The organism is Acholeplasma sp. ORD1043, assembly GCF_057808485.1.
Genome location: NZ_JAQLOJ010000010.1, coordinates 14,529 through 27,786, shown reverse-complemented (window position 1 = coordinate 27,786; position 13,258 = coordinate 14,529). Strand labels below are relative to the sequence as shown.

Annotated in this window: 10 protein-coding genes and 1 other annotated feature (1 of these 11 running past the window's edge); of the genes, 1 reads left to right on the top strand and 9 read right to left on the bottom strand. The window is 32.4% G+C overall.

The window, feature by feature from the left end:
* Nucleotides 1–149 (bottom strand) — a binding site (T-box leader) (it extends 53 nt beyond the left edge of the window).
* Nucleotides 150–165: 16 nt separating this feature from the next.
* The 9 genes from PG914_RS04665 to dnaA all read right to left on the bottom strand — a co-directional run bounded on the left by PG914_RS04665 (nucleotide 166) and on the right by dnaA (nucleotide 12,714).
* Nucleotides 166–2,475: an ABC transporter ATP-binding protein/permease gene (locus PG914_RS04665; RefSeq protein WP_488822548.1), complete on the bottom strand. Its 2,310-nt coding sequence runs from the start codon at nucleotides 2,473–2,475 to the stop codon at nucleotides 166–168.
* Nucleotides 2,476–2,478: 3 nt separating this feature from the next.
* Nucleotides 2,479–3,108 carry a TetR/AcrR family transcriptional regulator gene (locus tag PG914_RS04660; protein ID WP_488822547.1) on the bottom strand — a complete coding sequence of 210 codons (630 nt, stop codon included), beginning with the start codon at nucleotides 3,106–3,108 and terminating at the stop codon, nucleotides 2,479–2,481.
* 140 nt (nucleotides 3,109–3,248) lie between these two features.
* Nucleotides 3,249–3,701 (bottom strand): hypothetical protein, encoded by a 453-nt coding sequence (locus PG914_RS04655; RefSeq protein ID WP_488822546.1) that lies wholly within the window; start codon nucleotides 3,699–3,701, stop codon nucleotides 3,249–3,251.
* Nucleotides 3,702–3,797: 96 nt separating this feature from the next.
* Nucleotides 3,798–6,392: a DNA gyrase subunit A gene (gene gyrA, locus PG914_RS04650; protein ID WP_488822545.1), complete on the bottom strand. Its 2,595-nt coding sequence runs from the start codon at nucleotides 6,390–6,392 to the stop codon at nucleotides 3,798–3,800.
* 14 nt (nucleotides 6,393–6,406) lie between these two features.
* The gene (gene gyrB, locus PG914_RS04645; RefSeq protein ID WP_488822544.1) at nucleotides 6,407–8,317 is read right to left on the bottom strand and encodes a DNA topoisomerase (ATP-hydrolyzing) subunit B; all 1,911 of its coding nucleotides are present in this window, start codon (nucleotides 8,315–8,317) and stop codon (nucleotides 6,407–6,409) included.
* Entirely contained in the window at nucleotides 8,307–9,353 is a 1,047-nt protein-coding gene (recF, locus tag PG914_RS04640; RefSeq protein ID WP_488822543.1) for a DNA replication/repair protein RecF, read from the bottom strand. The genes gyrB and recF overlap by 11 nt, the downstream gene beginning before the upstream one ends.
* Nucleotides 9,350–9,556 carry an RNA-binding S4 domain-containing protein gene (locus PG914_RS04635; protein WP_488822542.1) on the bottom strand — a complete coding sequence of 69 codons (207 nt, stop codon included), beginning with the start codon at nucleotides 9,554–9,556 and terminating at the stop codon, nucleotides 9,350–9,352. The genes recF and PG914_RS04635 overlap by 4 nt, the downstream gene beginning before the upstream one ends.
* Nucleotides 9,557–10,097: 541 nt before the next feature.
* Nucleotides 10,098–11,228 carry a DNA polymerase III subunit beta gene (gene dnaN / locus PG914_RS04630; protein ID WP_488822541.1) on the bottom strand — a complete coding sequence of 377 codons (1,131 nt, stop codon included), beginning with the start codon at nucleotides 11,226–11,228 and terminating at the stop codon, nucleotides 10,098–10,100.
* 127 nt (nucleotides 11,229–11,355) lie between these two features.
* Entirely contained in the window at nucleotides 11,356–12,714 is a 1,359-nt protein-coding gene (dnaA, locus tag PG914_RS04625; protein ID WP_488822540.1) for a chromosomal replication initiator protein DnaA, read from the bottom strand.
* Between the two features lie 365 nt (nucleotides 12,715–13,079).
* Between dnaA and rpmH the strand changes: the two genes are divergently transcribed.
* Nucleotides 13,080–13,214, top strand: a complete 135-nt coding sequence (gene rpmH, locus PG914_RS04620; RefSeq protein ID WP_035369861.1) for a 50S ribosomal protein L34 — start codon at nucleotides 13,080–13,082, stop codon at nucleotides 13,212–13,214.
* Nucleotides 13,215–13,258 lie beyond the last annotated feature (44 nt).

Here is a 13,258-nt window from a genome sequence, read left to right as displayed (position 1 = left end):
GCGCTTTTACCATTGATAACGGAATGACCCGGATGGTTTTGCCATCACTCCAGAGTAGATTCATTAACATCTTTGTATTCCTTTACACCAAACCAGGAACTCTCTTTGAACAAATGATGCTAATTACTTAGCTCTTTCAACGTGTTACACATATTATATATTATTTTATTCTGTACGTAAAGCCACAACTGGGTCTTTTCCAGCAGCAATTTTACTTGGGATTAGACCAGCAACGAATGTTAATAAGACTGAGATGATTACTAATGCAATTGCGTGTACATAGAATAGTTCTGCAACATTTTCTGTACCTGTTGCATCAGCTAAGATAATGTTTACAAGTGGAACGATACCATAAGTAATAACAACACCTAAAATACCTGCGATAAATCCAACGATAATTGTTTCTGCGTTGAATACTCTAGAAATGTCTTTCTTTCTTGCACCAATTGAACGTAATACACCAATTTCTTTTGTTCTTTCTAGAACGGATGTATATGTAATAATACCAATCATTACTGATGATACAAATAATGAGATTGCAGAGAACGCAATTAATACTGCAGAAATTGAATCCATAACTGTTTTAATCATTGAAAGTGCGGATGCAATATTATCTGTATGATGAATTTGATCTTCTTCATCTAAACCTTCATTGTAAGTAGATAGAATTTCAACAATTGCTTCTTTTGAATCAAAGTTATTTGGATAAATTAAAATTTGAGTTGGTAAATCGATACCACCTAAAGTGTATAATTGATCTTCTTTAGTATTACCAAATTGGAAAGGCATGTTTCCAATAACATTCAATTCTGATTCTCTTTGTGCAACAACAACATCACTTGTCATATTTAAATCTAGGATAGATTTTGAAACCGCACTTGAATAAAGAATTGCTTCACTAGCAGTAATAAATTCACTATCTGATTTAACAACACCAACAATTTTAACCGTTAAAATAAATTCTGAATTGCTTTGATAAGTTGCTAATAATTCACTTGATGATTTTAATTTAAATGTATTATCTTCGTATTTATAATATGCATTATTTGTAAATATTTTGAATTCTTTACCAATGATTTCCTCAAACGGAACAACAACATCTTCACCTGTTTCAAAGCCTAAGAATTCTAAGATCTTATTTGGTACACGATGTTGATTATCAACCATTAATATCGCTTCATTAGCCGATTCCCCATAGAATCTCCCATATACTGGAACAAAGAAATTTTCAAGGAATTCGTTAGTATAACCACTTTGAGAAACATAATTTCTACCACCAGTACCAAGACCACTTGTTGGTGCTTTTGGATTATAGTTTAAAGTGTCGCCATTTAAAAAGAAGTATTGACCTGTGAAACCATAATTATATACTACAGTTGCATATTCTTCTAAGTCACTTGACTCTAAGTAGTCAATGTATGTTTGTGTAATATTATTTGTTTCAAAACCACTAGAGGTTTGAGGATCATATCCACCAACACCATTTTCGATTGGATCAATTGGTTTTAATTGATTTTGACTCTCACTTACTAGTGCACTAATATCAATATAGCTTCTACTAATTGTTAATGGTAACCCTGCAAATGTACCGCGTTCCATTTCATTTAAGTAATCAGTAAATCCATATTGAAGTGATAAAACTAAAGCAACTCCAATAATACCGATTGAACCAGCTAGGGCTGTAATCAGTGTTCTAACCTTTTTAGTTAATAAGTTTTTGAAAGATAGACGAAGAGCTGTAAAGAATGACATTGATGTTTTCTTAGTGTCATCTTTTCTTAATTCATCTGCTTTAGGATTATATGGATTAGTATCTGAAACAACTAGACCATCTTTTAATCTAACAATACGGTTTGAATATTTTTCAGCAAGTTCACCATTGTGAGTGACCATGATAATTAATTTATCTTTTGAGATCTCAGTTAATAAGTTCATGATATCAACAGATGTTTCTGAGTCTAGAGCACCTGTTGGTTCATCCGCTAAAATGATTGATGGGTTGTTAACCAGTGCTCTTGCGATTGAAACTCTTTGTTGTTGACCACCAGATAATTGGTTAGGTCTTTTGTACATATGTTCTTTTAAACCAACACGAGTTAATACTTCTTTAGCTCTTCTTTGTCGTTCTTCTTTTGAAACACCAGAGAGTGTTTGAGCAAGTTCAACATTACTTAATACGTCTAAGTGAGGAATTAAGTTATAGTTTTGGAAAACAAATCCAATTCTGTGGTTTCTATACGCATCCCAATCTTTATCTTTATAGTTTTTAGTTGAGATATTATCAATAACTAAATCCCCGCTATCATATCGATCTAGACCACCAAGGATGTTTAAAAGGGTAGTTTTACCTGAACCACTTTCCCCTAAGATACTAACAAACTCAGTCTTTCTAAAAGATACAGAGATACCTTTTAGTGCAGTGAAAGTTTGTTCCCCTAATTTATAATGCTTCTTAATGTTTTTGACTTCTAACATAGTCTATGCCTCACTTTTCCAAGTTGATATTAATGATTTAAATATTTGCTTTCTTAATTCCTTATTTTTTAAAACACCTTCACCTAAACTCATTTGTTCAATAATGAAGTGATAAGAGAAGATACCTATAACTGATAATGCTGCAGTATTTGTATCCATTTTTCTTAATTCCCCTTTTTTGATTCTGTCATCAAGAATTTTAGGAAACCAATTGCCTGCTTCGTTAATAATTTTTACAATGTTCTTTTTAGCATCTGATTCAAGTTCAGAATAGGCACTAACCAATAATTTAACTTCATTGTCGTGTTTACTAAATACATCTGATGTAAATTGATACATGCTTTCTAATATATCTTCAAGTTGCATTGTTTCAAAACTTATTTGACGACTTATTATTTCATTTTCAATTTCTTTTACAGCATCTTCTGAAATAATCTTAAATAACTCTTCTTTTCCACCAGGAAAATAGTGATATAACAGTCCATCTGCTACATCAATTGAACTATTAATATCTCTAATTGATGTCCCGTGAAAACCACGTAAAGAAAATCTTTTTAATGCTGCATCTAAAATCTTACGTTTAGTTTGTTCTTTTTGCTGTGTTCGCGTTGTTTTTTCTTCTATTTTTTTCATTACAATCACCCTCGTTGAATAATTGTTCAACGAAATATTATCATATATTATAGTACATATTTTAATTTCTGCATGATTGTGTGTTAATTTTTATATTTGTCTATAAAATAACAAAAAGGAACCCGTTATTCTAGGTTCCTTTAATACGCCTTAATTTTAATGATGACCGATTCTTCGTAAGCTAGTTCATGAATTAACTTATGAATTACCGTTGCTTCTTCTAATTCCCATACAAATTTGATTTGATCACTTTTTGTTTGATTTACAACATCTAGGATATTTGGTATTTCTTCGCCCTTACCTAAATGCGTTTCTAAATGTTTTTGAATCTCTTTATAATGCGCTTTTGCATCTTTACTTTTAACTGGATTTGGTTTACAAAACTCAATTTCAACTAATTTATCGTCTTTGAAATGTAAGTCCATATCACAATCAATTAACCCATCAAAAAGTGATACTTTCAAAGTATAGTAGTTTTCAAACACTTTAATAAAATCATTTGATTTGGAAAGTATCTTATTTTTTGATTCTTTATATAAAATAGAAATAGCCGGATTATTTAGATTAATCCCATGTTTAAATAATTTTTCCATTATGCACTTACCCCTAAGCGTTATGATACTTCTATTATATCAATTTTAGTAAAAATAAAAACTCTACTCCCAAAAGGAATAGAGTTTATTTATTTATTATAAGTCTAGTTTAGTTTGAGTTGCTGATTCAGTTTCTTCCTCAACAGTATCATCTACTGAAAGTTCTACTGCTTCAATGCGTTTTGCTGCATTCTCTAAAGACATTTGTTCTTGAGTCATTTCTGGCCCTGAAACAACTTCTTCTTCAACATCATCTTGGTGTGGAACAACTGCCACAGTTGCTACTTTTTGATCATTCTTTAATAAGATGATTCTAACACCTTGAGTAGCTCTTCTTGTTTGAGAGATTTGGTTGATTGCCAGACGAATTGTAATACCTTTATCGGTTGCAACAATTAGATCTTCATCATCTGTTACTGAACGAAGTGTTGCAAGGTTACCATTCTTTTCAGTGACATTAAGTGTTTTAACACCTTTACCACCTCTTTGTTGTAGACGGTATTCTTCAACATTTGTACGTTTACCATAACCTTTTTCTGTGATGACTAAAATATCTTCATTTTGTCCATCAACAACTGCAACACCAACAATTGATTCGCTATCAGCAAGTGACATACCGCGAACACCGGTTGCTGTACGTCCAATTTCTCTTGCATCAGTTTCAGCAAATCGAATTGCTTTACCATTTGATGCACCTAAAATAATTTGCTTATTACCATCGGTTGATTTTACAGTAATTAATTCATCACCTTCTCTAAGTGATAGTGCGATGATACCATTTGATCTAATGTTTTGGTAACTTGAGATGTGTGTTCTCTTAACAATACCTTTCTTCGTTACAAAGAATAGATAATGGTTTTCCTCATCGAAGTTCTTAACTGCAGTAAATGATGCAAGTTTTTCTCCTTCTAAGAAGTTTAAGTAGTTAACAATTGGTACACCTTTAGATTGTCTAGAACCGCTTGGTAGAGCGTATCCTTTAATCTTAAATACACGTCCAAAGTTAGTAAAGAATAAGTGGAAGTCGTGTGTTGATGTCATTGCGATATGTTCAACATAGTCATCTTCATGGAGTTTAACACCACTCATACCAACGCCGCCTCTGTTTTGAAGTTTATATTCATCAACTGGCATACGTTTGATGTAACCATTATTTGTTACAGTCACAATAATATCTTCAACTGGGATTAAATCTTCATTATCAATATCTAAGTCTTCATACATATTGATTTCAGAGATTCTGTCATCATCATATTTTGCTTTAATTTCTGATAATTCAGTTCTAATAACTTCATATTTCTTTTCTTCAGATTGAAGAATTTCGTTATATTCAGCAATGCGTACTTTTAATCCTTCTGCTTCCTCATAAATCTTATCGATTTCAAGCGAAGTTAATCTTTGAAGTTGCATTGTTAGAATTGAACGTGCTTGGATATCTGAGAATTGATATTTTTCAATCAAGTTTGTTCTAGCGATATCAGGGTTTTTAGCGTCTCTAATGATTTGGATAACATTATCAACATCTGATAATGCTTTAACTAAAGCTTCAATGATATGCATTCTAGCTTCAGCTTTTTCTAAATCAAATTGAGTACGTCTTGTAATAATTTCTACTTGGTGAACTAAATAGTGGTGTAGAGCATCTTTTAATGATAGTAATTGTGGTTGTCCGTTAACAAGGGCAATCATATTAATACCAAATGATGTTTGTAATTGAGTATGTTTATATAGGTTATTTAAAGTAACCATTGGATTGACATCTTTCTTTAATTCGATGACAATTCTCATACCTTTTCTATTTGATTCATCACGTAAATCTGAAATACCTTCAATAATCTTATTCTTAACTACTTCAGCAATTCTTTCAATTAATGCTGATTTGTTAACTGCATAAGGAATTTCTGTAATGATGATTTCAGTTCTGTTTTTAGTGACAACAAGCTCATGTTTTGCACGAATTGCAATAATACCACGGCCCGTTTCATAAGCAGAACGTAATCCAGTAATACCAAGGATTTGACCACCGGTTGGGAAGTCTGGTCCTTTAACATATTTCATTAAGTCTAATACTGTAATATCAGGGTAGTCCATGTATGCAAAGATTGCATCAATAACTTCACCTAAATTATGTGGTGGAATGTTTGTTGCCATACCTACTGCAATACCAGTTGAACCGTTAACAAGTAAGTTTGGATAACGTGATGGAAGCACTGATGGTTCTTGTTCAGAAGCATCATAGTTGTCGACAAATTGAACTGTGTTCTTATCGATATCGCGAACCATTTCACCAGCAATCTTAGATAATCTTGCTTCAGTATAACGCATCGCAGCTGCGCCGTCGCCGTCTACAGAACCAAAGTTACCATGTCCATCGACTAATTGTTTTCTATATGAGAATGGTTGTGCCATACGAACCATTGCTTCATAGATTGAAGAGTCACCGTGTGGGTGATATTTACCCATAACGTCCCCGACGATACGTGCAGACTTTTTATGTGCACTCGATGCATACATATTATTTTCATGCATTGAGAATAAAATGCGTCTTTGAACCGGTTTTAAGCCATCTCGAACGTCTGGTAATGCACGTGATACGATAACGCTCATCGCATAATTCAAGAACGATGTCTTCATCTCAGAAGAGATATTCACTTCTTTTACTTTGTCATATTGTTTAATATCGTCACTCATGATGAAATCCTTTCTTAAATATCAATATCAGTTGCATATTGAGCATTCTTTTGGATGAAGTCTTTACGAGGTTCAACTTCTTCTCCCATTAACATTGAGAATACTTGATCAGCTTCAATTGCATCTTCTAATTTGATTTGTAGTAATGTTCTAGCATGTGGGTCCATTGTTGTTTCCCAAAGTTGTTCTGCATTCATTTCTCCAAGACCTTTGTAGCGTTGGATTGATGGTTTAGATTCAATCTTTGAAGTAATTTGTTGTAGCTCATCATCTGAATAAGCATACGCAATGTTTTTACCCCAGCTAACTTTATATAGTGGTGGTTGAGCCGCATAAACGTAACCGGCATCAATTAATGGTTTCATGTGTCTAAATAAGAATGTTAATAATAATGTTCTAATGTGCGCGCCATCGACGTCGGCATCGGTCATAATAACAATCTTGTGATATCTTGCTTTAGTAATATCAAATTCATCAGAAATACCTGTCCCCATCGCTTGGATAAGGTTTACGATTTCTTTGTTGTTTAACATTTTGTCTAAACGTGCTTTTTCAACGTTTAAAACTTTACCGCGTAGTGGTAAGATCGCTTGGAATTCTGAGTCACGACCTTGTTTTGCAGAACCACCCGCAGAGTCCCCTTCGACGATATATAATTCAGATTTTTCAGGATCTTTCGAACGGCAGTCAGCAAGTTTAGATGCAAAACCTAATGCATCAAGTGGAGACTTTCTTCTAGTTAACTCTTTAGCTTTTCTGGCAGCAACACGTGCTCTTGTTGCAAGGATAACCTTTTCAACAATTGATTTAGCTTGTGCTGGATTTTCTAGTAAGAATCTTTCTAATGCTTCTTGCGTAATTTGTGAAGTGATTGAACGTACTTCTGGGTTACCAAGTTTAGTCTTAGTTTGACCTTCAAATTGTGGTTCAGGGTGTTTAACAGAAATAATGGCAGTTAAACCTTCTCTTGTATCTTCACCTGAAATTGCATCATCTTTCTTCATCTTTTGATCATCTGCATATTTAGATAATACACGTGTTAATGCGAGTTTAAAGCCATCTTCATGCATACCACCTTCAGTGGTTGAAATGTTATTTGTGAATGAATAAATATTTGGTGTATATGAATCAACATATTGAAGAGCAATTTCAACAGTGATACCATCTTGTTCTTTATCGATATAAATAACTTCTGGATGGATCTTTGATTTAGTAGTATTTAAGAATTGAACATATTCGATAATTCCACCTTCATAATGGAATGTTTCTTCATAGTGAGGTTCGACTCTTAAATCAGCTAATGAAATCTTTAAACCTTTATTTAAGAAGGCCAATTGTTGAATTCTATTTCTTAGCGTTTCAATGTTATAGTGTGTTGTCTCAGTGAAGATATGTGGATCTGCTAAGAAAGATGTTGTTGTACCAGATTTATCTGTTGGTCCAAGATCTTTTAAGTCATAAGCTGGGATACCATACTCATACTTTTGTTCGTACTTCTTACCATCTTTATGGATTTCAACTAAATACCATGCTGAAAGACCATTAACAACTGAAGCACCAACCCCGTGAAGACCACCAGAAACTTTATATGAACCTTTATCAAACTTACCACCTGCGTGTAAGGTTGTTAAAATGGTTTCAACCGCTGGACGGCCAGTTTTAGGGTGAATATCAACAGGAATACCGCGTCCATTATCTGAAACGCGAATAATATTACCTGGTAATACTTCAACTAAAATGGTATCTGCATAACCTGCTAGTGCTTCATCGATTGAATTATCTACGATTTCCCAAACTAAATGATGAAGTCCTCTTTCCCCGGTTGAACCAATGTACATACCAGGTCTTTTTTTAACGGCTTCTAATCCTTCAAGAATTTGAATATTATCGGCGGTATAATGCGCATTATTCTTATTATTTTCCATCATGCTTCTCCTTTGACAACATAACTTTTTGATATTTGATATGGGTATTTATACTTACTGCACTTGAAATAAATGTTTGATGTGCATTAGAGATTGAAGCCAAGAATTTCTCTTGTCTATCTAAGTCAAGCTCTGATAAGACATCATCCAAGAGTAGGATTACCTCTTTATTTGTTTTTTTCTTGATCCACTCTAATAGTGCAAGCTTTAATTCAATAACAATTAATCTTTGGGTTCCTTGCGATGCGAAATCTTTAGCTGATACTCCATTAAAAAGAACTTCAAAATCATCTTTATGAACACCAGTCATCGTTTGTTCATAGAGGATATCTTGTTTTTGCTTCGTTTTTAAGTATTTTAGCCATGCCTCTTTACTGAGGTTAGGTTGATACTTAATTTCAACCTTAAAGTCGTTATACTTGAAATTTGACGCTTTTAAGAATTCATTAATTTCTGTAGTGAAGGACGCTCTTGCATCATAGATGTTTGAACCAACTTCATAGAGTTGTTCACCTAAAATGTTTAAGAAAGTAAGATCATCATCAGGTTTTAACTTCTTTAGGAGTGAATTTCTTTGTTTTAGAATCTTTTTGTAATGATTGAGCCATCGTAAATACTCTTTAGAAACTTGCATCAGTTCTAAATCCATGAAATATCTACGTTCTGCAGGTCCCCCCTTGATTAACATTAAATCCTCTGGGGCAAACATAACTAAATGGAGTTTACCAATGTAATCAGAAATCTTTTTAATTTCAACTTTATTGATTAAAGTTCTCTTTCCACTACTTGATAAAACTATTTCATATTGAGCATCATGTGTTTGAAGTTTAACAAAAGCATAAGGTTTATCGTGTTCGATCATCTCTTTTTCGGTTGATGTTCGATGTGACTTCGTCGTAGCTGCAAAGTAAATCGCTTCTAGGATAGAAGTTTTACCTACACCATTGGGTCCTTCAATTAAAACCACTGGATTATTAATTTTTAGTTCATACTGACTTAAACTACGAAAATTCCTAATCTCGATTTTTTCAATCATTGCATTTGATATCTCTTCTTGTTAATTGTGACAATATCACCTGGATAAATCTTTTTTCTTTTTTCAACAATTGCAACACCATTTAGAAGAACTTCGTTTTCAAATAAAAAAAACTTGGTTTCTCCACCAGATGAGATATAATCTTTAATTTTTAATAATTGGGAGATGGTGATAAATTCACCAATAATTTTTACGATTTCCATGTGTTTTATTTCCTTGTCTGTTTATATTATATCATAATATAAGAAAAAACACGCCTAAAATAACGCTTTTTGATATCAATATTTAACTCAGTTAAGGTTTTATGTAAAACTTTTAAATCGAGCCGATTTTTGCCGTTTTATAAAATGTGTGGTTTTCCTTACGCGTGCGAAAAAACTTAATTTGTTATTGATATTATGGTGGGAAGTAAATCAATCATAATACTTATCTTTATCACAAAAATGTTTATATTTTTGATAACTAACAGTGTATGTAGTAGAGGAAAACTAGTCGTTTTAAATCTTACTTTATCTCTTTTTAGATCGTTTTATATGGTGAAGAATGTGTGTATTTTTTACATGTTTTTTACCTTTCTTAAGAGATTTTAATCATATGTTTCAAATTCCTTATATATGAACGTTTTATTTCAGGGTAAGATACGAACTCATGATTTTATATAAAAAGGCTAAAATCGCTAATTTTATCTCTCTCATCCTAATTTTGAGCATAATAAAAGCGCTCCATTTAGGAACGCTTTATAAATTAGTCGATTCTTACAGGTAGGATTAGATGTAATAAATCTGGATCTAAGTTACCTTTGATAACGAACGGTCTAATATCTCCAGCAAAGTTTAATGTAACTTCACTTGATTTGAATGCTTTTAATGCTTCATTTAAATATTTTGAAGAGAAAGCAATAGAGATTAGACCACCATCAACATCACTTGACGGAATTACTTCTTCTTTAGCATCCCCGATTTCATTGTTAGTTGATGAAATTTCAACTACTTGGTCAGGGCGTAATGTCAGTTTAATAATGTTGTAGTTTGATTCGCGGTCACGTGGTGATAATAAGCTTACACGGTCAACCGCAGCTAATAATTCTTCTTTATTGAAACTAATAATTGTTGGGAATGATGTCGGAATAATCTTAAATGTATCTGGATAAGTACCTTCAAGCAATCTTGTTTGGAATAAAATCTTATTCATTTTGAATAAAACTTTGTTTGGGTTGATGAAAACTTCTAACTCTTCATTCACATGATCTAAAATCTTAGATAATTCATCTAGTGATTTATTAGGAATGACGATATTAAATGGCTCATTGCTTGATCTTAAAGCTAAACTCTTTTGAGATAGACGGTAAGAGTCAGTAGCAACCGCATAGATTCTTTGATCTTGAAGTTTTAAATTAACCCCTGTTAAAATTGGGCGTTTTTCATTATCAGCTGTTGCAAAGTTAGTTTCTTTAATGATTTCTTTAATAAGTTCAGAAGAAACAGTTAACGGTTCTGCTAAATCTAAGAAATCAACATCTGGATAATCATCAACATCCATTAATTTTAATTTAAATTCAGAACGATCAGCCTTAATGACTAATAATCTTTCTTCTTGAAGAGCAACTTCGATGCGTTGCGCGGCCACTTTTCTAATAATATCGATAAAGTAGCGACCTGGTAATGCAATCTTACCAGTCTTAAGAACAGATAATGATTTATCGTCAATTAAAACTTGAATAGCAATATCTGAATTAGATGCAGTTAATTGAATATAATCTGAGAACACTTCAAACTTGATCGCATAAAGGATTGGTAATGGTGTCTTAACTGGTAATCCTTTTTGAACATGAATAAGGTTATTTAAAAGTACATCTCTGTCAATTGTGAAATTCATAATTAACCCCTTTTTATTTATTATAGTTTCTAGTTATTATTATTAGTAGTTGTGGGAAAGTGGAAAACGTCATTTGAGCGCTTCATACACTTATTATTTTACCACATTTTTGATATTTTTGTACACATTACTTTGTGGAAGAAATATCTAATTTTTTAAGAATTGAATCTAAGGCAAACTTAAGATTTTTATCTAACTTCATATCTTTCTCAACCTTCTCACATGCAGCAAGTACCGTTGAGTGATCTCGGTCACTAAATAGAGAACCAATTGTTTTATAAGCTAGATTATATTTAAGCTTAATTACATACATTGCAATATGACGAGGTAATGCGTATTTAGCATGGCGTTTCTTACCTATTAAGTCTTGTAGACTTATATTAAAGTAATCAGCCACTACAGATTGAATCTTATCGTAGTTATTTTCATTTAAGGAATCTGTTTTTCTTCTAGTTTTTAAGATACTACTTAAAGCATCTTCAACCACATCCATGGTGATCTCTAAATTGAATGTTTGAGCATAAGAAATTAATCGAATTAATGCACCTTCCATCTCGCGGATGTTTGCTGTAAACTGTGAAGCAATAAAGGTTAGAATGTCATCATGAACAACAATTGAACTATCAAAAGTTAATAATTTTCGTTTTAGAATGTTAATTCTGTGTTCTAAGTCAGGAACTTGAACATCAACAGATAATCCAGCCTCGAAACGGGTAGTTAAGCGAGGCATAATATTTGTTAATTGAGATGCCGGTTTATCAGATGTAATTACAATTTGTTTATTATTTAAATATAGGTAGTCAAATAACTTAAAAAATTCCATTTGAGTCTTAGAAGCATTAGCCATAATTTGGATATCATCAACTAGTAAAACGTCAATATCTCTATATTTATTATTGAATTCATCTGTTTTATTGTTTTTAGATAATAAGGAAACAAAATCTTCAATAAAATTATCAGCTTTTACATATAATAAACGTTTTGAAACATCATTATCTAAAATATAGTTACCAATTGCTTGCATAAGGTGGGTTTTACCTAAACCAACATCACCAAAAATATAGAATGGGTTAGCAACAACACCAGGTTGATCGGCAACTTTCATCGCCATACGGAATGCAAACATATTTGCTTTACCAACTACAAAAGAATCAAAAGTGTATGTAGAGTTTAAATTCCCTTGGCGATAATCGATTGAAATTTTACGTTCAGGAGAAGAATCCTCTGGTTTAACCTCATCTTGAGTAATGAATTTAAAACGAACCGGATGATCTGAATATTTAGATGCTAACTCATTGATTTTGCCAATATAGAGTTTATTGATACGATTCTTCAAAAACTCGTTGGCTACAACCATCGTAATTAGTCCGTTTTGATATTTATATGTAGAGGTGATTGGAGAGAACAACTCGTTATATGTTTCTTCACTATATAGTCGTTCTAAATCCTTTAAAATTGTTTGCCAGAGGTTGTCGTAAGGACTCATTTTTTTCTCCTTTGTAAATTTGTGGTTTGAGTTACTACTATAATAGCACACGCGCACGAAAAAACAATAAAAAGTTTTCCACATTTTTTGTGGATAAAATTTACTGAAAATAGTTACAAAGTGGGTAAAATGTGGACAAAATAAACTAACCTTACAGCCTTATAAAGCCATTCATATTGTTTAATCCACTTTCCCACACTGTGGATAACTTGTGGACAACTTATCCACAATTTTGTTGAAAAGCAATGTTAAAAAGTGGGGCAAAATTTGTGGACAAAATTATTTTAAAAAATATGTTTGACAATTACAGATACTTTATTTATAATAAGTTAGGCAAGGTTTCATGAGAAAGGCGGTGTTCGTTTATGAAAAGAACATATCAACCAAGCAAAATTAAACACCAACGTACACACGGGTTTAGAGCACGTATGGCTACAGCAAATGGTCGTAAAGTACTTGCAAGAAGAAGAGCTAAAGGTCGCCACGTATTAACCGTTTAATTTTACCAACCAATAAATGAATCTATTCAATTAAAAATAACCAG

Coding starts and splice junctions, on each gene's coding strand:
- PG914_RS04665 (WP_488822548.1), bottom strand. CDS start 2,475: ATGTTAGAAGTCAAAAACATTAAGAAGCATTATAAATTAGGGGAACAA.
- PG914_RS04660 (WP_488822547.1), bottom strand. CDS start 3,108: ATGAAAAAAATAGAAGAAAAAACAACGCGAACACAGCAAAAAGAACAA.
- PG914_RS04655 (WP_488822546.1), bottom strand. CDS start 3,701: ATGGAAAAATTATTTAAACATGGGATTAATCTAAATAATCCGGCTATT.
- gyrA (WP_488822545.1), bottom strand. CDS start 6,392: ATGAGTGACGATATTAAACAATATGACAAAGTAAAAGAAGTGAATATC.
- gyrB (WP_488822544.1), bottom strand. CDS start 8,317: ATGGAAAATAATAAGAATAATGCGCATTATACCGCCGATAATATTCAA.
- recF (WP_488822543.1), bottom strand. CDS start 9,353: ATGATTGAAAAAATCGAGATTAGGAATTTTCGTAGTTTAAGTCAGTAT.
- PG914_RS04635 (WP_488822542.1), bottom strand. CDS start 9,556: ATGGAAATCGTAAAAATTATTGGTGAATTTATCACCATCTCCCAATTA.
- dnaN (WP_488822541.1), bottom strand. CDS start 11,228: ATGAATTTCACAATTGACAGAGATGTACTTTTAAATAACCTTATTCAT.
- dnaA (WP_488822540.1), bottom strand. CDS start 12,714: ATGAGTCCTTACGACAACCTCTGGCAAACAATTTTAAAGGATTTAGAA.
- rpmH (WP_035369861.1), top strand. CDS start 13,080: ATGAAAAGAACATATCAACCAAGCAAAATTAAACACCAACGTACACAC.